14 protein-coding genes and 7 pseudogenes are annotated in these 21,550 nt (G+C 32.9%); 14 read left to right on the top strand and 7 right to left on the bottom strand.

Translation table 11 applies throughout. The features are described from left to right. The first annotated feature begins 7 nt into the window (after positions 1 to 7). Positions 8 to 1,395: pseudogene (locus KX581_RS05850) on the top strand (hypothetical protein). Continuing rightward, on the top strand, positions 1,395 to 2,597 hold the full coding sequence (locus KX581_RS05845) for a hypothetical protein (protein ID WP_231175833.1): 1,203 nt from the start codon (positions 1,395 to 1,397) through the stop codon (positions 2,595 to 2,597). Before KX581_RS05850 ends, KX581_RS05845 begins: the two are co-directional and overlap by 1 nt. Positions 2,598 to 2,660: 63 nt before the next feature. Here the strand turns inward: KX581_RS05845 and KX581_RS05840 are convergent. Continuing rightward, positions 2,661 to 3,738, bottom strand: a pseudogene (locus KX581_RS05840) (tyrosine-type recombinase/integrase). A 274-nt stretch (positions 3,739 to 4,012) separates the two neighbouring features. Between KX581_RS05840 and KX581_RS05835 the strand changes: the two are divergent. The 12 genes and pseudogenes from KX581_RS05835 to KX581_RS05775 all read left to right on the top strand — a co-directional run bounded on the left by KX581_RS05835 (position 4,013) and on the right by KX581_RS05775 (position 15,271). Further along, positions 4,013 to 4,701 (top strand): annotated as a pseudogene (locus KX581_RS05835) (hypothetical protein). 19 nt (positions 4,702 to 4,720) lie between these two features. Further along, positions 4,721 to 5,014: a hypothetical protein gene (locus tag KX581_RS05830; RefSeq protein ID WP_025276172.1), complete on the top strand. Its 294-nt coding sequence runs from the start codon at positions 4,721 to 4,723 to the stop codon at positions 5,012 to 5,014. A 6-nt stretch (positions 5,015 to 5,020) separates the two neighbouring features. After that, positions 5,021 to 6,543, top strand: a pseudogene (locus KX581_RS05825) (hypothetical protein). Next, the gene (locus KX581_RS05815; RefSeq protein ID WP_331273831.1) at positions 6,540 to 6,842 is read left to right on the top strand and encodes a virB2 type IV secretion protein; all 303 of its coding nucleotides are present in this window, start codon (positions 6,540 to 6,542) and stop codon (positions 6,840 to 6,842) included. Before KX581_RS05825 ends, KX581_RS05815 begins: the two are co-directional and overlap by 4 nt. Further along, positions 6,843 to 7,109, top strand: a complete 267-nt coding sequence (locus KX581_RS05810; protein WP_001173705.1) for a hypothetical protein — start codon at positions 6,843 to 6,845, stop codon at positions 7,107 to 7,109. Next, positions 7,102 to 9,525, top strand: coding sequence for a VirB4 family type IV secretion/conjugal transfer ATPase (locus KX581_RS05805; RefSeq protein WP_462437825.1), 2,424 nt, complete (start codon positions 7,102 to 7,104; stop codon positions 9,523 to 9,525). The genes KX581_RS05810 and KX581_RS05805 overlap by 8 nt, the downstream gene beginning before the upstream one ends. Before the next feature lie 2 nt (positions 9,526 to 9,527). Further along, a complete protein-coding gene (locus KX581_RS05800) occupies positions 9,528 to 11,561 on the top strand; it encodes a type IA DNA topoisomerase (RefSeq protein ID WP_180514895.1) in 2,034 nt (677 codons plus the stop codon). A gap of 116 nt (positions 11,562 to 11,677) precedes the next feature. Beyond that, entirely contained in the window at positions 11,678 to 12,487 is an 810-nt protein-coding gene (locus KX581_RS08340; RefSeq protein ID WP_331273830.1) for a VirB8/TrbF family protein, read from the top strand. Further along, positions 12,477 to 12,925: pseudogene (locus KX581_RS05790) on the top strand (hypothetical protein); the annotation flags it as partial. The gene KX581_RS08340 and the pseudogene KX581_RS05790, both read left to right, overlap by 11 nt. A gap of 48 nt (positions 12,926 to 12,973) precedes the next feature. Then, a complete protein-coding gene (locus KX581_RS05785) occupies positions 12,974 to 13,252 on the top strand; it encodes a hypothetical protein (RefSeq protein WP_120873246.1) in 279 nt (92 codons plus the stop codon). Position 13,253: 1 nt separating this feature from the next. Beyond that, positions 13,254 to 14,516, top strand: coding sequence for a type IV secretion system protein (locus KX581_RS05780; protein WP_120873245.1), 1,263 nt, complete (start codon positions 13,254 to 13,256; stop codon positions 14,514 to 14,516). 71 nt (positions 14,517 to 14,587) lie between these two features. Then, the gene (locus KX581_RS05775) at positions 14,588 to 15,271 is read left to right on the top strand and encodes a CAAX protease (protein ID WP_120873244.1); all 684 of its coding nucleotides are present in this window, start codon (positions 14,588 to 14,590) and stop codon (positions 15,269 to 15,271) included. An 81-nt stretch (positions 15,272 to 15,352) separates the two neighbouring features. Here the strand turns inward: KX581_RS05775 and KX581_RS05770 are convergent, their stop codons facing one another. The 6 genes and pseudogenes from KX581_RS05770 to KX581_RS05745 form a co-directional block, all read right to left on the bottom strand. Beyond that, complete coding sequence (locus KX581_RS05770; RefSeq protein ID WP_414600160.1) at positions 15,353 to 16,318, bottom strand: tyrosine-type recombinase/integrase; 966 nt, start codon at positions 16,316 to 16,318, stop codon at positions 15,353 to 15,355. 401 nt (positions 16,319 to 16,719) lie between these two features. Next, positions 16,720 to 17,115, bottom strand: a pseudogene (locus KX581_RS05765) (DNA adenine methylase); the annotation flags it as partial. Between the two features lie 15 nt (positions 17,116 to 17,130). Further along, positions 17,131 to 18,930, bottom strand: coding sequence for a translational GTPase TypA (typA, locus tag KX581_RS05760; RefSeq protein ID WP_000790221.1), 1,800 nt, complete (start codon positions 18,928 to 18,930; stop codon positions 17,131 to 17,133). A gap of 45 nt (positions 18,931 to 18,975) precedes the next feature. Then, positions 18,976 to 19,818: a glycosyltransferase family 9 protein gene (locus KX581_RS05755; protein ID WP_231175829.1), complete on the bottom strand. Its 843-nt coding sequence runs from the start codon at positions 19,816 to 19,818 to the stop codon at positions 18,976 to 18,978. Further along, positions 19,784 to 21,422 (bottom strand): annotated as a pseudogene (locus KX581_RS05750) (class I SAM-dependent methyltransferase). Before KX581_RS05750 ends, KX581_RS05755 begins: the two are co-directional and overlap by 35 nt. 8 nt (positions 21,423 to 21,430) lie before the next feature. Then, a partial coding sequence (locus KX581_RS05745; RefSeq protein ID WP_073423031.1) for an outer membrane beta-barrel protein occupies positions 21,431 to 21,550 on the bottom strand: 120 nt, incomplete at its 5' end.

Here is a 21,550-nt window from a genome sequence, read left to right as displayed (position 1 = left end):
ATAAGGCATGAAAGCGTTAAAGACTTTTTTAAAAAAATCCCTTATTCTGTTGTTGGCGATTGCTTTAAACCACCTAAACGCTGTGGCTATGATTGTGGATAACCCTACGCAGAATGTCTGGCAACAAGCAAAAGACGCTATAGACAAGTCTCGCTTTGTTCAACAGGTCAATCACTGGGCTGACCAAATCAAAAGATACCAAGATATGATAGAAAAAGCTCAATCAACCATTAACCAACTAAATAAAGTGAATGATATTTTACTGAAAACCAATCAGTTTATGAATGGTTCTATCTTAAATATCCCTAACCCTATGGGTTTAGTAGAAAATGCAACTCAAATTGCCAAGAATGTAAAATCAAACGCTCTCGCTCTACAAGAAAGCGCTAAAAACTACAATCTAGCCGAAAAATTTTTATTACGAAATATTGCTAACAAATGCCCTGAATTAGATATGAATAAAATTAACCCAAAAACAAAAGAGATTTTTTTCTCCGATAAGGGAAAAGAAAAGAGTGCCACTAGACAAGCTTTAGAAAATTTAGCTAATGCACTTGGAAATACGCAAATTACAACCACTCAAGATATAACAACAAGTTTAAGTGGTAGGGTTTTAGCAGACTTTATTTGCAAGACAAAAGAGCGAGAACTTTTAGAGATAAAAAAGCAACAATACCTAGCTCAAGTACAAACTTGTCTAATATCAAAAAATTTTCAGTGCTATGGAGATTTTTTATCTCAATCAAAACAAATTGATTTAAAAAGATTCAAAGAAGCTCAAGCTAGAACCTTTAAACTTTTTTCATCTTTACAGAACAGGGGCGCAAGTTTTACACAAGATCTTTCCGTTAAAAATCCTATTTATGCAGAAGAAGGGTATTGCTCTAAACAAAATATTGATGGTAAGGATTATTGTTTTAGTAATACGCTTGAAATTGAACGATTGATAAACACTTTTGAGAAAGATAATGGCTCGTATATATAGAAAGGCTTAAAGGAGCAACAAATCAAGAAATTAAAGCAAAAGTCTATGCAGACTTTAAACAAAAATTTGAAATGTTAAACACGCAAATTTTACTCAATATTGCTAATAACCTAAACTTTATGAATCAAACCCTGTCTCTTATGGCAAGTGCCTATTCGGACACTTATTATAAAGAACAAAATATCATTACGCCATCAATTTTAAACCCTCCTGAAAGCGTTAAAAAAGAGTTTTTAGAAATAAATAAAAAGACAAGTCAAGTTTTTAAAGCAAATTTAAATAAATTTGGACTACCCACTTCACAATTGCCTGATATTGAAAAATCTTTTATGATGACACAAGGTGGGAATATAGCAACAGAAAAGTCTGAACAAATGAAAAACAATATTACACAAGGATGGGATGAATAATGTCTTATTTGTTTTGGGGTGGTATTTCTCTTGCTATTGGTATTATTTCTTATTTCATACCAGCTGATAATCTCGATGTGGCTACTGATGGGCTTTATAGTAGTATTATAGGCGTATTTCAAAATTTCACCAATGAATTTAAAGGCAAATACAACAATATTGCAAAAGCAATCGCACCTGCTATGGTTTCTATAGGAACAATACTTATTTTTGCATATTCTGTAAAAAAATACAAAAATAATGAATTTTTTGAAATAAAAACTTTCACGCAATTTGCTTTTTTTCTTGCACTTCTATCCTTAATGCACTTTGCTTTGAATAGTCCTAAAAAATTCCATTCATATGTAGAGTTTTTTGTAGAAACGCCTGCAGTCATTCTTAATAACGCCATTGAAGAAACAACAAAAACTTTTTACAAAAAAGCTCAACAACAATCAAATCAATCCCAAAATAAAACAAATCAAAGTTTTATAAGTTTTAATGGTAATATACAAGGAATCATAAAAAATCAAACCAAGCAACTTTTTGCTTTTTATGAAAGCTTTAGAGAAAATAACGCAGGTTTTAGCAAACCATTTGTTTTCATTATGCAGTCTCTATCTTTTGTGGCTATTGTGTTTTTTCAAATCTTACTTATATTTAAAACAATTTATCTTATTTGTATTATTTTTATAGAAAAAACTTTTTATTTACTATGCTTTATTTTTATGACGCCTTGTTTATTTTTTAAACAAACTCAAGGATTTTTCTTTTCTTACATTAAAAAAGTTTTTTCTCTGACCTTTTATGCACCTCTTGTATTTTTATTTGCCATGTTAAATTCTATTGGGTTAGAATTATTTAACCCTACTCAAAATATCATAGAAACTATCGGCATTATTATCATTTCAGCGATTACTTCAGCTTTAATTAGCAATATTCCAAATATTATCAATACCATTTTTGGAACACAAGGTGGCTCGGTTGATTTAGCTAACTTCTTAAAAGCTGGGTCGCAAAGTTTTTTAAGCTTTGCTAGTAATGTAGGTAGTGCAGTAAGCGGTGGCGTTAAAGGCGCTTCTGTAGGAACTGGCAATTTTCTTGTGAAAACAGAAGGTGCAATAGGCAATGCTGTAAATAACATTAAAAACAGAGCCTCTCAGCCTGAAAACATAAGAACTTCGGTTGGTTTTGTTAATGTTGGTTCTAAAGCAACGAGATAAACTGCAAAAAAACATCAAAAAACAATCTTTTAAAGGATTTTTGAATGAGGAATTAACCATCTTTCACCCACTCAACAAATTATCAAAAATGCTTGCTACTTGTTTATTATATTCTTGTGCGGTGTGAATGTAGATTTTTGTGGAGCTTAGGGATTGGTGTCCTAATGCTCTTGAAGTCAAAACAATATCCCTACTCTTAGCATAGACTAAAGTGGCAAAACTATGTCTAAATAGGTGCAATCCTGTGCCATATTGTTTAAAATTTTCAATACCACTCAACATAAAAATTTTTAACACAAAATTACTGATTGAACAATGCTTTTGAGTATAGTTAGACAAAGACTTCTTAAATACAAAACGCCCATTAAAACTACTCAATCGTTTGCTATCACCCAACCACTCATCTAAAGATTTTTCTAGCATTTCTCGTTTAATGAACGCTTTTTCGCTCTTTATTGTTTTTGCCTTTTATAAGCAAGATATAATGCTCTTTTTCTAAAACAATATTTCTCAATTCTAAATTAAAAACCTCAGATTTTCTCAAACCACCCAAAATAATTAAGAGCAAAATACACTTATTTCTCCTTTCATAACTGCTTCTAGTTCTATAGTTTATAAGAGTATATATAAAAGATTTCAAATCTTTTGAATTTAGATGTTTAGGCAAATTATCCTTGTGTTTAGCAAAGGCTATATTTTTAAGACTAAAATAAAATTCATAATGTTTAGTCTTATCCAAGTAATCAAAAAATTGCCTAATATACATTACATATTTTGCCATTGAATTAATCTTTCTTTGTTTAGCTAACTCAAATAAAAAATTCACAAGCATTTCTTCATTGATTAGTCTCAACCGCTTAACTTTCAAATGCTTGCAAAAATAGTCAAAGAATAAAAACAATACACGCATCATCAAAATATGCTTTGTGCCTTGATTATAAATTGTATGACATAATTTTTCCAAATCTTTAACATTTTCGCATTTTTCTAATTCTATGGACAAAAATCTCATTTTTGTAAAATCCCTTACTCCGTTAAAAACAACCATACGCTTAAATTTAAAAACAATAAAATCCCTAATCCCTACAAACAACTCCCTTTGACTTCTAGCGAGTGCGTTATTGTCATTTGATTTTTTCATAAAAGTCCTCTTAATATTAAATTTTTCAATAGAAATCAAAAAGAATGTAATTTATAAAAAATCAAAAACAAGGAGCTTATTTATAAAAAAGAATAAAAAGATATACATAATGTAATAATTGTAATTATATATAAATCTCTCTCCCTTATTAATAATTAAATTGTAAAGAAAAAATTTTCCGATTTATAAAAAACAAATTTTTAAAAATTTATGGTAGAATGCAGAAATAGTTTTTAAAAAGTTAGCATTAGAAAATTAAGAAGCTTAGAGCTAACTGAATAATTACATTCTTTTCAGATTTGACAAATCTGGTTATGTTGAATGTAAACTCTTTAAAAAGATATTAAACTTTCCTAGCAATACAACTTTCTTTGGTGGCACAGGCTGTAAGAAACTCATGGAGCTTTTATGTGAAATCGTTATAGATTCTAGAAGTTCCAAAATCGCATTAAACCGCCATTATGCTTTAACTCGCTTGCAATGGTGCGATAGAACCTTAAGACATAATCTCCAAATTTTAGAGAGAATAGGATTTCTAACTGCTTTTAAGAACAAAAAAGGTTATATTTTTTTGTCTATGCATGATTTCACTAAAATAGAAAGCTACGAACATTCGGGTTTGAATGAGGAGAGCAATTTACCTAATAGCTTCTTTTTAGGAATTTGTGGGTATTTGAAAAAACTATTCAAGAAATTAAAAGATAGAGTATTCAAGTTATTAAACAAGCACGGTGCATTCTTTTTAAAAATCCCTAAGCATTTTCAAATGCAAAACTTTAACAATATTTTTTTGGAGTTTGTGTCGGTTAATAATTCTTGTCTTTCTTATAGATTGACTTATGAGCAACTTGTTGGCAAAAAAATCCGAACATCAAGTGCTCTTACCAACAAGCAATTGTAAAAAAGAATATCTATAGAGCATTAGAAGAACTATCTATAGATAAGAAAATTCTAGCATCATAAAGAAAACAAAGGACAAAAAATGCAATTCCCACTCAAAAAAGATTTAGAAATTTCACAAAAATATGTGATCCCTAAAGGCTTTGACCCTACAAACAAAAAATACAAAAATCTTTTGGTGAAAGATCTACCTAAATTAGTGCATAGGGAAATTGAAATCGCTATGGGATTGTTATTTGAAATCAACGAAGTAGAGACTGCGATTGAAGTCATGAAATTTCTCACTCAAGCAATAGATCGTGTTTTGCATGATGCGAGAACCAAACATTATGAAATGAGACTAGCCAAAAAGATTAAAAAAAGTAGATTTGGGTGAAAAACTATGGCTTATATCGCTAATTTACAATTCTTACCATTAGATGAGATTTTACTCTCTAATGGTTATAAACACAAAGTAGAGAAATCAAGCAAAAATAACCCGGCTCTTTATAATGAATACGATACCATTAAAGGCACACTTATTGTTTCAAGAAAACCTGATGGGAGTTATCATTATTTTAACGCTCATAATGATGAAGATAAAGGCACGATTATCGCCTTCTGTAAAAATCGTGGGCTAGATTTTAATGATTTGATCAAAAACAGAGATGATTTAGAAATTAGCGATAAGCCAAACCACAAATATAACAATTCCAAGCCTTATACAATCATTACTAAAGAACAGGAAGCAGAGAGTCAAAAAGTGGTGAAACAATTTGAAAAACTCCCTACCTACGATATAGAAAGCTCAGATTTGTTTCACACTTTATTGGATAGCCGCTCTTTAGATAAATCTTTATTAAAACCTTACAATCATTTACTTAAAGAAGATGAACATGCAAATTTATGCGTGCCTTGCTATTTGATCAATGATAATGGAAACTTAATACAGGGTGGGTATAACAAGCGATTGTCCAAACCTTTCACTATGCAAGGCGCTACTAATCCCACTAAACACTTAATGCAAGCAGGTTCTATCAAGGGTTTTGAAGTTTTATTCCCACAAAATACTAAAAATATTCAAAATATCATTGTAGCTGAAAGCGTTTTTGATGGCTTAAGCGTGTTAGAAATGCAAGGGTTTGATCCCAATCAAACAGCTATTATTTCTACTATTGGTAATTTCACAGAAGAAAGAATGCAAAAATTTGTAGATAAATTTCTTAATACCATCAACACTTATAAGTGTAAGGAATACAATGAATACCACAAAGAAATTGATCGCTACAACAAGCAATTAGAGAACTATGAAAATTACATAAATTTTCAAAAAAGATATGAAAAATGGCGTGCTAAAGAGTTAGCTAAACACGATAATGACCCTAAAAAAGTCCCTAATGATCCCATTTTCTCGCCCATAAGAGATAAAAATAATCTTATCCCTAGACCCGTTTTAAGCCTGCTCTAGCCTTACGCCTAAAAGAACCAAAAATTCCTAATTTAAGTCTTAATGTTATTTTAGCAATGGATAATGATGAACAGGGGCGAAAATTCAACGCTATTTTGGAAAAAATTTTTTACGCTCACACTAAAGAAATTCCAAACATTTATACGCCTATCAGCAAAGATGCGAACGATGATTTGAAAATCGCTAAAGCATTAGGATTGAAGCAAATTAGCAATAGGATTTTACAAGATTTTTTGTTTGATGCCAAAGAAAAAATGCAAAACCCTACTACCACGCCATCACAAAAAAGCATCTTGGCTAACCAATTACAAAAACTACAAGATCTAATGCCAAAACCTAAACTACTACAAGGAGTGTTTTATGGTTACCAACAAGATCATGGCTTTGGATCTAAATATGTAGCTAATTCTGTCTATTACACCAACAATCAATCTCAAAACAAAGGACATGAAAGATGAAAATAAAACATAAAGGAATAAGAATGTTTAAGCAAATTCGTAGAATGATGAGTTTGGCAATGTTAATGCCTAGTTTTTTATTGGCGGCGCCAGATTACAAACAAAAATTCACTCAAATATTGGATTTCATAAGCAATGACTTTATCAAAGCTATCGGTAGTCTAATCATTGTTGGGACTTGCATTTACGCCTATAAAAATTGGGACAGGCTTGGAGAAATTGGTTGGAAATGCGTTGGGATTATCATTATAACCGCTGATATTTCTAATGCTAAAACTTTAAGTCAATGGTTATTTTAGATGGCATTGCATATTGTTTGTGTTGAAAGTATCAACATTAGAGAAATCAGCAAAAGAGAAACTTTTTTGGGATTAAACTTGGATAGTTGGATTGTTAGTTTCTTAATGTCGGCATGGTTACTTTCATTCCAACCACTTTATGCTATGGGTTTAATGGCTAGTTGTGTGTTTGTATTCTACATTTTAGAATTTTTTGATGAAGATATAACAGCCATTTTGCATGCGCTTTTCACATTAAGGACAGGAGCTAGAAATTATTATGCTTGAGAGAATTTTTAATTCTTTATGCTCGCTAGTTCCTAAGCGTTATAGCATGAAAGAAGAAACTAACATCGTGGGCATTTACAATGAGTATTATCTTTTAAGTGAAAAATCAAACCTTGTAGGCGCTCTTAAGTTAGAGGGAATTTCTTATTTATCTTTAGACGACAAAGAAATAGCGCAAAAATTTAATGAACGCATTTTGACTCTTAATGAGATTGTAGATGGAGTGCATTTTAAAATCGTAGCTAAAAGGCGTAAGATTTTCATGCACCATGAATACACTCAAGAGGAGATAAGCAATCCTTTTGCATTAGAGGTTATCAATTTATGGGAGCAAGGGGTTGAGGATATTTATCAAAATTTCTATTATTTAATTTTTGAAACTAAGAATGATAGCATTAAAGGTTATTTGGAACGATTTAAGAAAAAAATCACTACCAATGAATTAGAAAATATTCAAGAAAATAATAAACAAGATGAAGTTAAATATCAAGAAAACTATTTCATAGGCTTTGATAATTTTAATCTATTAGATAAATCTAAAATATTAGACAGAATTATCAATAATGTTAAAAACATGCTTTCTGGCTTGTTTGTAGAAAAAATAGATGCCAATAGTTTGCTTAATTTTTATGCGGAACATATCAATGGCGTTCCTAGTGAATACACTTTTGCTAGAGGTCGTTTGCATGATGGCATGATCAATTCTGATGTGCATTTTAAAAAAGATTTTTTCACTCACATTCATAATAGTAAAGAGATTTTCAAGCGTTTCATCAGCATTAAAACTTATGATATAGACAAAATTGTCAGCACTGCTCTTTCTTCAGTATTGCATTTATCTTTAGAATTTGATGTGATTTTAAACATTGACAATATTCCTAAAGCAAAGGCTGAAAAAAGGATTGAGACTAAAAGAAAAAGAGCGAATAAGAGCATTAGAGTTGAAATTGATGAATTGAATGACATGATTAAAACAGACAGGGTTTTGATGCAGGAGCTTTCTTTAAACATTTTAGTTCATGCCAAAACTAAAACCGATTTAGATAGTGCTTGTATAGAAATTACCAACTTGCTTAAACAAAAAGGTATTGTAAGCGCACAAGAGAGTATTGGCATGTTGCCTATGTTTTTTAGCTTTTTCCCCAATCGTAATCACTTGAATTTTAGAAAGCGTTTGTTGTCTAGTCAAAATATTGCTTCTTTAATCATATTGGAAAAACAAAATTGTGGTTTTTCTAGAAATTCATGTGGTGATCGCCATTTAACTATTTTTAGAAACCAAGACAAATCGCCTTATTTATTCAATTTCCATGCTTATGAGGCAAAAAGAAAAAATGATATGGTATCAGGGCATACCATCATCTTTGGTGGCACAGGGGCTGGTAAAACCACTTTAATTGAATTTTTAATCACCAATTGTTTTAAGTATGAAGATTTAAGTATTTTGGCTTTAGACAGAAATAATGGCATGCGTGTGATGACTGAGTTTTTAGATGGTCAATACAACGATAGCAATGATTTTTACATTAATCCGTTTTCTTTAAAAGATACAAGCGCTAACTGCACCTTTTTAGTGAGTTGGTTGGCATTCATGCTCAATATTGATGAAGATACTAAAGATGAAAAAGAAAAAAAGACTTTAAGCGCTTTATCCAAAACAATCAGAGTTTGCTATAACAATATCACAAAACAAGGGGGTGCTATTTTTAAGTTAAGAGATTTTAAAGACACGCTAGAAAGAGACTATTTAGATAGCAAAGACATTTTAGAAAAAGAGAGCTCAAAAGATTTATACAAGCATTCTACTGATTGTTTAGACTTTGCTAAAAAGCTTTCTGTTATTGATATGGATGCTCTTTCTAGTAGTAAAAAAGATTTCAACTTGGCAGTGCTATACCTATTCTACAAAGTCATGAATAGAGCTAAATTAGAAAACAAGCCTTTTTATATCTTCATTGATGAAGCAAAATCTGTTATTGAAAATCCCATCATGTTAGCTAAAATCAAAGACACACTCGCTCAAGCTAGAAAACTCAATGGGGTTTTAACTTTAGCCTTTCAAGACATTAACCAACTTGATGGCATAGAGGGAGCAAAGTCCATTATTGAAAACGCCGCTCAAGTCATACTCTATCCTACAAACAATTTTGAGAAATTAGAGAGCTATGGCATTTTATTAAGTCCTATTGAAAAATCCTTTTTAAACAAAACGCCGTTAAACGCTAGGCAAGTATTAGTGAAAAACCTTCTCACTCAATCTAGTGTATTTTTAGAAATCAATTTAGAAAAGCTAAACAGCACCAGTAAAAAATTTTTAAGAGCGTATAACTCTAGCGCGTCTAGCGTTTTTGAACTGGAAACGCTTAAAAAGGATAATCCAAAGGACTATAAAGAAATTTACTTGACAAAGGAGTAGGAATGAAAGATAGCGTGATTATCATTGAAAGCCCTAATAAGGTTGAAAAGATTAAACAACTAACAGGTGCGGAAGTTTATGCAACTATAGGGCATTTTACTAACCTTATAGGCGTAGATATTGAAAATAATTTTGCTTGTAAGTTTGAAATCAAAGAAGACAAGGCTAAGAAAATAAATTTTTTAATCAATGCTTGTAGGGACAAAAAAGTCTATATCGCTACTGACCCTGATAGAGAGGGCTATGGTATTGGCTATCAATTTTATGAAAAAATTAAAAATGTAGCTAGTGAAATTTATCGTGCAGAATTTCATGAGATCACACCAAGCGGTATTGAAAACGGCTTAAAAAATGCGGTGTTATTTTCTCGTTCTAACACTAATTTATACCAATCATTCTTAGGCAGGATTGCAAGCGATCAGGTTGTTGGATTTGCTCTAACAAGCTATTTAAGAAAAAGTTTAAATCTTAGTGAATTGAGCGCTGGTAGAGTGCAAACTCCAGCTCTAGCTTTAATCTGCCAAAGAGATCAAGAAATAAGGGATTTTGATAAGTTGGATGCTGAAGAAAAAGTAGAATATCAAATCCAAGCTAGTATTGTGTGCAATGAAAAAGAAGTGATTATTAAGCATGTAAGGGCGAATGAAAAAAACGAACTAGTGGATTTTAAATTTAAAGACAAAAACGAAGCATCTCAATTTTTAAAAGATCTAAAGGACGGATTAGGGTCTATGAGTGTTCTAGTTTCATTAAAAGAAAGTCTATCCAATAAAGAACCCAAAAAACCTTTCACCACCTCTAAACTTTTATCCCAAGCGAGCAAATCCTTAAAAATACCCACTAAAGAAATCGCACAACTTGCTCAAAAACTCTTTGAAGCTGGTCTCATCACTTATCACAGAACTGATAGTGAATTTTTAAGTCCTGAGTATCTCAAAGAACATGAAGTGTTTTTTGAACCTATTTATCCGAGCGTTTATCAATACAGGGAGTATAAGGCTGGCAAAAACTCACAAGCTGAAGCGCATGAAGCCATAAGAATTACACATCTGCATGCTTTAAAAGACTTAGAAAAAGTGTGCAGTGACGCTAAAATAAGCGAAGAATTAGCGCTGAAGTTGTATCAACTTATTTATGCCAATACAATTTGTTCTCAAAGTAGAAACGCCTTATACAATCAATACGATTGTATCTTTAAAATCAAAAGCGAGAGTTTTAAGTTCTCTTTCAAACTTTTAAAAGAAAAGGGTTTTTTAGAGATTGAAGAACTCATTCAAGGCAAAGAAGAATTTAACAAGGAAGAACAAGAAAGTGAAATAGAAAACTTTTCATTAAAAGAAAATGATAGTGTCCCGTTAAAAGAAGTTTTTATTAAAAAAATAGAAAAACCCAGTCCCAAACCTTATAAAGAAAGTGCCTTTATTCCCTTATTAGAAAGCGAGGGGATTGGTCGTCCCAGCACTTATGCGAGCTTCTTAGATCTTCTTTTGAAGCGTAAATATATTAGCATTGATACAAAAACTAACGCCATCACCCCTACTAGTCAAGGATTAGAAGTGATTTCATTTTTCAAAAAAGATAAAGAAGTGGATTTCATCGCTCTTACAAGCAAAGATAAGAGCAAATTAGGAAGCACTACCAAACAATTTGAAGAATGTTTGGATTTAATCATGAGAGGTGAAGCTAGTTATGAAAAGTTTATGTCTGAAGTCATAAGCAAGTTAAAAAGCACCGCCAAGTTTTATCAAACACAATCTACTGACAATAACATGCCTACTGATAAGCAACTTGAACTCATAGACAAAATTTGTAAAGATAAAAAATTACAAAAACCCAGTCAAGAAATCTTGCAGAACAAGGAAAAATGTTCTGATTGGATTGCAGAGCATGTTAAAGAAAAACCCAGTCAAAAACAACTGGATTTGGTTAAAAAAATTTGTGAAGAGTGCAAATTGGCAATGCCCATCAATAAAATATTGAATGACAAATTCGCTATCTCTAAATGGATTGATGAACACAAAAAGACAAAGAAATGAGAATATTTTTAATAGGAATAATTTTGTTAGCACTAAGTGGATGTTCTAATAAACAATATGAAATGTATAAAAGCCCTTGTGCCTTTTTTCATTTAAATCAACCCATAGGCTAGTTAATGTCAAAAAGAAGCGAAGTTTTAGAACAATTTCATGGCGGTTTAAAAAATTTAGAATTACAAACTAAAAGACGCATGGATTTGTGGGGCGATCTAAAAGAGAATGAAGAACAAACTTTGCTTTTAGAAGAAATTGAAAATGAATTAAAGCAATTAGAAAACAAAGAACATCTTAAAGCAGACAACAACACAGAGCTTAAAGAAGAAAATCAAGACACTAAAGAAAACCAGCCTAACGACTTGTTTTCTTTGCCATTACCCACTCAAACCACCATCAATGGAATTAAAGAATTTGTAGAAGAGCCTGTGATAGAAACAGAGGAAAAAGAAACACCCCAAAATGAGCCAATCCAAGAAAAAAAAGAAAGAATTTTTAAAAACTTTTTCTCCAGAATAGGCTTTGATAAAAGCATTGCCCCTACAATGCTCTTTGAAGAAGTGAGAGATGCAAGCGTTATCTATCATTTAGAGAAAAAATTAGGCGATTATATCTTTTATGTAACGTGTTTCTTCTTTGGCACAACAGCACTGCTTGTTATCTTATTGATCGTTCTGTTGCCCTTAAAACAAAAAGAGCCGTATTTAGTGCAATTTTCTAACAATAAAGAAAATTTTGCTTTAGTTCAAAAGGCAGATAGCACCATTACAGCCAATAAAGCTCTTATTCGTTCATTAGTGGGAGCGTATGTGCTAAACAGGGAAAGCATTACTCATATTGAGCAACATGAAAAAATGCGTCAAAACACCATTAAAGAGCAAAGTTCCAATGAGGTATGGTATGAATTTGAAAAACTCATCGCTTATTATTAATCGCTTAAAAGCACAATTTAGCTTAATTTAGATTATAGTAGGGATATTGCTGGTAAAAAAGGTGAAGCAGCCGTTAAAGTGTTCAATGACTACAAACACCGATTCCAGCAATTAAGCGTAGAAACTGCTTTAGAAATCGCTCAAAATTTGAGCTTTATGAATAAGACGCTGGGTTTAATGGCGCAAATGCAAAGCTATACATTCAAGCAACAAATGGGCTATTTTGAAGATATTATTCCTACTAACACCCTAAAAGATGACAAAGAGCATCAAGAAAATCTTAAACAAAAACAACAAGAAATAGAGAAAGTCTATAGGGCTAAATTAGACGCTTATGGTTTCCCTAATGGTAGTGTAGGAAAGGCAAGTGGCGTGAATTCAAATAGTAATAATGAAGCCCCAAGCTCTGATAATATTCAGTCGTTTAATCCATATTGAAATAAGTCATTATGTTAAAATTAGTCAAATTTTAAAAAAGGATTTTTTATGTTTAAAAGCAGATTAAATTCATGGATTTTGTTAGGGATTTTAGGGATTTTAGTGGTGGTTTTTTGGGATGTTATAAAATACAAAATAGAAGATTTGAAACATGCTTATTATCTATCACAAGTGAAAGAAAGGGAAGAATATTATAAAAACCATATAGAAGAAGCTTTGAAAAAAGATAGCGAATGCTTTGAAAAAGGAGGCGATAAAGTGGATTGCTCGGCTGCTATGAGAATAGCTGCTGGTGAAAGAAATAGAAGAATGTTAGAGATTAAATAACATGGCCGCTCCACTACTTGCTCTGCCCTTTCTTTCTAACCCTTTAGTGCTTGGTGCTTTAGCTGTCGTAGGAGTGGGTGCTTACTTACTTTACAATAAGCAAGATTCTTTAGTTGTGCAAGCAGATGGGCTTTATAGTGAAATTCTTGGGTTTTTTATTTCGTTTTCTAACAAGATCTTAAAGGGAATTGGCGAGCCTTTAGCCAATGTTGTCCAACCTTTTGATATGGTCTTAGGAGTGCTTTTAATCCTTTTGTATTCCTTTAAACGCTATCAAAACAATGATTTATTTGAAATCAAAACCTTTTTAATGCTTTTTGTGTTTGTAGGATACCTTTCTTTGTACCATTATGCCTTTAAATCTGATGGTTCTAGTAGCGGTAATGGTCGCTCTAGTTTTGCCTTTCAAAATCATGTAACAGAAATTTTTGACACGCCTGCTAACTTGCTAAATGCTGGGATTTCTAATGTGGTTAAGGAATATCAAACAAATAGTGCAAGAGAACACAAGAATATAGACACGCACCACAGCATCACTAACGCTAATATTTCATTCCATGTCAGACAAATTTTGACGAGTTTGAATAAATTATATGAAGACTTCAAAATTAATAATGGACTATCGCCAAAAACCCTTATTGCAGCTGTTTTGTTATTGGTTATTTTAGGATTAGAATTGTTTTTGTTATTCAAAGTTTTCTGTTATGTTTTTATGACTTATTTAGAAAAAATTATTTACTTGTCTTTGGTTATTTTTATGCTACCGCTAGGGTTTTTTCAGCAGACTAGAGGTTTTTTAGTGTCTTATGTGAAAAAGATTATTTCATTGACTTTTTACATGCCTTTATTGTTGCTACTAGTTTTATTCAACTCTTTTGCATTACAATACGCAATCAAAGTGGGAGGGAGCAATGAAATAGTGGCTAAATTTGGCATTATTGTAGTAATAGGAATTTCACTGACATTCATTCAAAAAGTCCCCGAAATGATTAACGCTATCTTTGGCACACAAGGTGGTCTAACGGATGCTAAAAGCTTCATATATCAAGGTGTGCAAATGGCTAGCGCTGGAGCTGGAGCCATAGCTGGAAGTCTTAAGAGTGTGGGTCGTTCAGCGTTTGGCAGAACGCTAGAAGCTTATAAAGACGCAAAATCTACGATAAACAGCACTACGGCTAACATGAGAGACATGCCAGGACATCCTGGTGTTAGAGTGGGTGTGGAGACAATTGAACTTCCCAAGTCTCATAGAGCTAGCAAATGACAAAAGCTTTTTAGGGCAATTTTTGAAAATTATTTTTAGTGATAATTTTTCAAAAAACCTTAAGAGAAATCATGCAAGATTTACAACATTTCAAAAATGATATTACACTCATTTTATCTAGAGAAAGATTAGATACTTACGATAGCCTAGAGCAATACAAAGAAAATTTGAAACTTATTTCTTTCATCACGCCTAAAATCTCTAGCTTAGAAATTTATTTACGCAACGCTTTAGATTATTGTTTAACCCAAATCAAAGGGAGTGATTGGGTATTTAGTGAAAATTCTTTAACAGATTTAATCAAAGAATTAAAAGAAAAGAAAAAAGAAATCACGCATTCTTTAATCTTATCTAAAATGTCTTTAGGGGCAGTGGTTAGGCTTATTTTTTGTTATAAGTTAGAGGGAATAATATTAGATTTAAAGCACATCAATTTCAAATCCTATTACCCCAATAATAAAAATGCATTATTTATCAACAATAAGAAAAATCCATTATCTGGTGCTTCAAAGGTTCATATTGCTTTAAATTTGCTATGGACGATTAGAAATCGCGCGTATCATTGGGAAAACTTACTCAAAACCAAACCAAACAACCGCCCACGCATTACGACTTATTTCACTGGGTTAAAAGACAATGATAGGGCAAAAATGCCTATGAATATCAGTGTAGAACCAAGTAAAATCGTCTTGTTTTTAGATGATTTAATTAAAAGCATTGGGAATAAAGACTTGGAAAATTTAAGTGGTTTGTGAATAAGGTGGGCTTCGGTTAGCCCATTGAATGTAGATGCATTATAACTCAAAAATTAGAATAAATCAAGATTTCTTAAAAACCTACTCGCTTTTTTCATTTCTTAATAACCCCCCTAACACAAGAGCCACTCTTTTATTGTGTTCTTGAGTGGTATGGATATAGATTTTAGTAGAAAGCAAAGAACTATGACCCAACGCTCTTGAAGTTAAAACCAAATCCTGTGTTGCATTATAAATAAAAGTAGCAAAACTATGCCTAAAAAGATGCAAACCTAATCCATAAGATTTTACATCAATATTAGAGAGCTTAAAAATTTTAGCGATAAAGCCCTTTAAAGAGCAAGTTTTTTGCGTGGTGTTGTTTTTTGCTTTTTTAAACATAAAACGCCCCTTAAAACTCTTTAATCGTTTAGTATCGCTTAGCCACGCATTCAAAGGAACTTGCAAAAACTCTTTTTCAATATAAGCGTATCTTTCTTTGTTGTTTTTACCTTTGATTAAAAGGCGGTAGTGGTTATTTTCTAAAGCAATGTTTTTTAGTTCCAAATCTAAGGCTTCAAACTTCCTTAACCCCCCTAATGCAATAAGCAGTAAAATACACTGATTGCGTTTTTCAAAACTGGTTTTGGGATGGTATTTTAGAAGAGCTTGGATAAAAGCCTTAAAATCATTTTTATTCAAATGTTTAGGCAAATGCGTTTCTTTTTTAGCCATAGAGCTTGGCTTCCTGTTTTTGGCTAATCCAAATAAGAAGTCTATAACCTGTTCTTCTGCTAGATTGTGCAAGGATTTGAGCTTAATCCTATTATCAAAATATTCAAAGAACAAAAACAAGCCTTGCATCATAATCGTATGCCTAACGCCTTGATTATAAAGTTTGCGATTGAGTTCTTTCAATGCGATAAGACTTTGGCACTCTAAAACTCTATCTTGCCATTTTAAGATCAATTCCAAATCATTCATGCTTTGAATGCGTATCATTGTTTTAAGTTTATAGTGCAAAAATGACTTAATATTATCAAACAATTCCCTACTAACCCTACTCATTTACAATCACTCATCTTTCTCCCTTAGTTATTTTTAATCAATAAAAATCATCTTGTAGGGTTAAGAATGAGACTTTTTTCACAACAATAACGAAGCAAAATGCCGTTAAATAGCCTAAAAATTTAAGATTATTTTAAGCTTTTGAGCTCCCATGAATACGATAATTAAACAGAAAGCGGAAAAAATTTTCCGCATAATTATATTGTAATAAAGGGAAAGAAGTTTTTGTTTTTGATAAGTAAATATTAGATCATGTATTAGTGCTTTCAAAAAAAAGAAAAAGAAAAAAAGAATGTGAGCTTTAATAAAAAATAAAACATTCTTTAAGGTTAGTTCTGTAGATTTTTGGTATAATAACACTATCAATTATCTTGTAGATTAGATTTGACCTAAAAACTCCGTTCTTTTTTATAATGGGCTTTTAACTCTTGCTTAATGGTGCTGTAAGTTTCTTGATTAGGTTCTAAAGAGAACAAATGATTATAAAGAGCTTGTTTGTCTTTGAGTAGCACTTGATAAAAATTCACTAAAATGTCAAAAATATCAAAGCCTAGCACTTCTAAACCCAACTCTGTCGCGCATGCAATTTCTACGCTCCCCCCACCTATAAAAGGGCTAATCATCCTACGCACACCATTTAGGTATACACTCCACTATTAACCCTACAGCTAAAGACTTGCCCCCACCATATCTTAAAGGGGCTTTTATGTAGCGTTTGTAACGCCCATTATTGGAGCGTAAATTGTGCAAAAAATATCTTTTTTACTAGCGTTTTGGTTGAATAAATTGGCATGCATTCCAAAAAATTCTATTTATTTTTTCGCCCTTTTCCTCATGTTAGGGTCTAAAATCTTTTTTCTGATCCTTAAATTCAAGGGGGTAACTTCTAAAATCTCATCTTCTTCAATCCATTCTAACGCCCTTTCTAACACCATAGTCCTAGGCGGGGTGAGTTTGATCGCATCATCGCTCCCGCTCGCTCTCATGTTGGTTAAATGTTTGGATTTGATAGGATTGACATCTAAATCATTATCCCGGCTGTGCTCGCCAATGACCATGCCCACATAAACCTTCGTTTGGGGGTTGATAAAAAGCGTGCCTCTTTCTTGGATATTGAAAAGGGAAAAAGCGGTCGCTTCGCCATTTTCCATGCTAATTAGCGCCCCATTTTTGCGCGATTCCACGCTCCCGCTGAAAGGACGGAATTCCAAAAAGCTATGATTCATCACGCCTTCGCCCTTAGTGTCGGTTAAAAACTCGCTCCTATAACCGATAAGCCCTCTTGCAGGAATTTCAAATTCTAATCTTGTATAGCCATCACTCATGGGATTCATCGCTTTCATCTCGGCTTTTCTTTTGCCTAATCTTTCAATGATAGCCCCGCTAAAATCTTGGGGCGTGTCAATCACCAAATGCTCAAAAGGCTCGCATTTAACGCCATTTTCTTCTTTAATGATGACTTCAGGGCGTGAAATGCTAAACTCAAACCCTTCACGGCGCAAATTTTCAGCTAAAATGGTGATTTGCAATTCCCCACGCCCGCTCACTTTAAACTTGCCTTCGCCCATTTCTTCGCATTTCATAGCGATATTGGTTTGCATTTCTTTTAAGAGCCTGTCTTTCAATTTATTGGCAGTAACATGCTTTCCTTCTAACCCGGCTAAGGGTGAATCATTGACGGCAAAATACACGCTCATCGTAGGCTCTTCTAAATGCATGGGATCTAAAGGCATGGGGTTAGCAGGATCAACGACGCTATCGCCCACATCCATTGCATTAAACCCAGCAATCGCTACAATATCGCCCGCATAAGCGTTTTCAATCTCCGTCCTAGCCAGCCCTAGAAAGCCTATAAGCTTAGTGATACGGCCATTTTCTTTACTCCCATCGCTTTTCATCAACAGCACGCTTTCATTCTTTTTAACCGAGCCATTAAACACCCTAGCGATACCGATTTTGCCCACATAATTGTCATAATCAAGCGTAAAAATTTGCATTTGCAAAGGCTCATCAACGCTCCCGCTAGGGCTTGGCACATGCTCTAAAATCGTTTCAAACAAAGGCTCTAAATTTTTCTTTTCATCGTCTAAACTTTTCATCGCATAGCCATCTCTAGCGGCGGCATAGACCACAGGAAAATCCAATTGTTTATCGCTAGCTCCCATGGCTACGAACAAGTCAAAAACTTCATCCACCACTCTGTCCGGTTCAGCGGCAGGCTTATCAATTTTATTCACCACCACAATAGGGCAAATCCCAAAACTCAAAGCCTTTTTAACCACGAATTTAGTTTGAGGCATGACCCCTTCTTGAGCGTCCACTAAAAGCAACACCCCATCCACCATTTTTAAAACGCGCTCCACTTCACCCCCAAAATCAGCATGCCCGGGAGTGTCAATGATATTGATTTTAGTGTCTTTGTAATAAATAGCGGTGTTTTTAGACAGGATAGTAATGCCTCTTTCTCTTTCCAAATCATTGCTATCCATCACCCTTTCATCCACTTTTTCCCTCTCACTAAATGTGCCAGATTGAGAAAGTAAGCCATCCACTAAAGTGGTTTTCCCATGATCAACATGCGCGATTACAGCGATATTTCTAATATTTTTCATGAATGTCCTAACAAGCAAAATTGAAATTAGAAGTATAACACAATATTATAATAGCCCCAAATGGCGGAATTTTTTGGCTAAATCTTGTTCTATAGAATGGCTTTTATGGGCTTTTAGAAAATTTTCATTCTTAGGCGGCATGAAATCGTCATTATCCCTATAAAAAAAGATAAAATAATTTTTCTTTAAATAGTAAGCCAAATGGATTAAAAACGAATCCCCCCCTATATACAAATCGCTTTCTAAAATCAGGTTTTTAACTTCTTCTAAACTGGTTTTAGCGCGATAATGAGCGACTTTATCTTTTAAAAAAGCGTATCGTTCTTCAAAATCTAAAAGCGTAACACAAAAGGGTTTTAAAAGTTTTAAAACGATTTTTAAATGCTCTAAATGGATACTTCGCTCTATGGATCTTGTGAAAGGGTTGATCAAAATCTTTTTGGGGTTTTTTACACTCATGGGATATAAAGGGTTATCAAAAACATGCCCATAAATTTGAGAAAACAACTCCTGGCGGTTTTGATAAACGTTTTTAATTTCTTTATTTGGAGTGGTTATGGAAACAAATTTGGCTAAAAGAGCGCTTCTAAAATCTTGTTTTTCTAAAATCAAATGTTTGATTTTGTGCTTCTTAAGCGCTTTTAATAACCATAAAAAATCCTTCATCACTAAAAAAACGCCTTGTTTTTTAAGATCGTAAAAAGCGGGGATATTTTCAAAAAGAGGAATGATTTCAAAATGTTTTTCGCATTCTAAAAGCTTGGCGATTTTTAAAGTCAAACGAGTGCCTAGGATTTTAAGGGGTTGTTGCTGTTTGAAAGCGATTTCTTTTAAAAGGCTAAGCGTGATGAGATTATCCCCTAAAGCCAAAAGACAAGCAATGTGCATGGTTTTTCCTGATGGTGAAATGTTTAGGGTCTTTTTTTTTCTATCCCTAAATTTTTTAAATAAAATTTTTCATCAAAACTATTGTTGATAAATTGCGCAAATAGGGGCAAACATTCTAAATCTTTTCTTAAAATTTTATGCGTTTTAAAAAGCGATTCAAAAATAAATTGCATTAAATCGCTGTTTAATAATTCTTTTAGTGCATGAGCGTTGATAGGAAAATTTTCTTTTAAAACAAACATGTTCGCGCTGTTTAAAAAAAGGCGTTGCTCATTGTCATAAAAAAAGACAAGCTTTGAAGAAATGAATTTATACACAATTTTTTCTCTAGTCTGATAAAGACTTAAGGGAGCGACTTGCTGGCAGTCTTTTAAATCAGCGTTAATGAATTGGCTAGGGGCTTTTAATCTGTCTTTTAAAATATCTGAACCCCTAAAAATAGGAATGGTATTTTTTTCTTGTTTGGGGTGTAATTTTTCTTTATTGTTGCCTGTAACAATCCCTAAAGCAAAATGAGCGTTATTTTTTAAAGTGATATGAGGAAGGGAAAAAAGGTGGTCTAAAATTTTATTTTCTTTATTAGAGCAATGGATATTAAAAATCTTTTTAGGGTTGTTAAAAAAAGAAGAAGGCGAGCGTTTGAACTTACTATTTTGATAAAAGCATGAGATTTTTTGATCCTTGTTAGGGGTTTTTTTAAGCACCAAACCCACAGCCTTAGTCATTAGATTTTTAAAGGGTTTGTCAAAATCAATCAGGCTTCTAATTTGAAACTTTAAAGCCATTTCTCGCATTTTGCTAAACGCATCAATATTCAAACAACTTTCGGGCAATAATAGCCCCAAATGAGCGTTTTCTTTTAAACAATTCAAACTCGCTACAAAAAAGAGCGACGCGCTATCTAGGCTTTGAGAGAGGTTGAATTTCTGTTTGAAATTTTCTTTTTGGTTTTGGTTGTATTTCTTACCCCATGGCGGGTTGGTGAAAATACAATCAAATTGTTGGGTGTGTTTTAAATTTAAAAAATCTTTTTGCACAATATTAGGGCAATCTAAATGATAACGCTCCTTAATACGCTTTTTAGTCAAAGCGATAGCAAAAGCGTCCGTATCATAGCCATAAATATTTTCAACCTTAAAACCCAGTTTTAAAGCATGCATGACAAAATTCCCGCTCCCCACAGCCGGATCGCAAAAAATCGCTTGGGAGGTATCAAAATCTTTAGGGAGAGTGAAAAGTTGTTCTACTATCCTATTAGGGGTGTAGTAAATGCCTTCTAAATTTCTAGTGGTGTTAGAAAGCTCTTTTTCATAATAAGAACCCAACTTTTCTAAATCAGAGCTATTTTCTAATATTTTTAGGTATTTTAAAATCAATTCTTGATGGTTATGCGCGCCTTTTAAGGATTTGTTAGCGTATTTGTTAAGCTTGTTTTTCCCTAAATGGTTGCGGCAAAAATCTAAAAAAGAACTCGTTTTCACATAAATTTTATGATCAATCTCTAGTTTCTCTAAAAGATTGGTTTTGATCCAGTTATGCACGCTGCTATGAGAAACATTGATTAAGCGAGCGATTTCTTCAATCAAAAGAGCGTTTGAAGGCATTTACCCCCCTAAAAACTATAAACATAACTCACATTAAACACCACAAGGCGTTTGAAAAAGAGGGAAGTGTTTAGCCCTTTGCCATGCGTTTCATAAAAGGAATTGACCGCTAAAGGGATTTTCAAGCC

The sequence above is a fragment of the Helicobacter pylori genome (assembly GCF_021062735.1).
In the GTDB taxonomy this organism is placed as follows: Bacteria; Campylobacterota; Campylobacteria; order Campylobacterales; family Helicobacteraceae; genus Helicobacter; species Helicobacter pylori_DN.
The sequence above is the reverse complement of the archived record's forward strand: the minus strand, read 5'-3'. Positions and strand labels throughout refer to the sequence as shown.

Excerpts from the sequence above, each read along its gene's own strand:
- KX581_RS05800 (WP_180514895.1), top strand. The coding sequence starts at position 9,528 with ATGAAAGATAGCGTGATTATCATTGAAAGCCCTAATAAGGTTGAAAAG.
- KX581_RS05785 (WP_120873246.1), top strand. The coding sequence starts at position 12,974 with ATGTTTAAAAGCAGATTAAATTCATGGATTTTGTTAGGGATTTTAGGG.
- KX581_RS05845 (WP_231175833.1), top strand. The coding sequence starts at position 1,395 with ATGTCTTATTTGTTTTGGGGTGGTATTTCTCTTGCTATTGGTATTATT.
- KX581_RS05805 (WP_462437825.1), top strand. The coding sequence starts at position 7,102 with ATGCTTGAGAGAATTTTTAATTCTTTATGCTCGCTAGTTCCTAAGCGT.
- KX581_RS05755 (WP_231175829.1), bottom strand. The coding sequence starts at position 19,818 with ATGCACATTGCTTGTCTTTTGGCTTTAGGGGATAATCTCATCACGCTT.
- typA (WP_000790221.1), bottom strand. The coding sequence starts at position 18,930 with ATGAAAAATATTAGAAATATCGCTGTAATCGCGCATGTTGATCATGGG.
- KX581_RS05830 (WP_025276172.1), top strand. The coding sequence starts at position 4,721 with ATGCAATTCCCACTCAAAAAAGATTTAGAAATTTCACAAAAATATGTG.
- KX581_RS05815 (WP_331273831.1), top strand. The coding sequence starts at position 6,540 with ATGAAAATAAAACATAAAGGAATAAGAATGTTTAAGCAAATTCGTAGA.
- KX581_RS05810 (WP_001173705.1), top strand. The coding sequence starts at position 6,843 with ATGGCATTGCATATTGTTTGTGTTGAAAGTATCAACATTAGAGAAATC.
- KX581_RS05770 (WP_414600160.1), bottom strand. The coding sequence starts at position 16,318 with ATGAGTAGGGTTAGTAGGGAATTGTTTGATAATATTAAGTCATTTTTG.
- KX581_RS05780 (WP_120873245.1), top strand. The coding sequence starts at position 13,254 with ATGGCCGCTCCACTACTTGCTCTGCCCTTTCTTTCTAACCCTTTAGTG.
- KX581_RS08340 (WP_331273830.1), top strand. The coding sequence starts at position 11,678 with ATGTCAAAAAGAAGCGAAGTTTTAGAACAATTTCATGGCGGTTTAAAA.
- KX581_RS05775 (WP_120873244.1), top strand. The coding sequence starts at position 14,588 with ATGCAAGATTTACAACATTTCAAAAATGATATTACACTCATTTTATCT.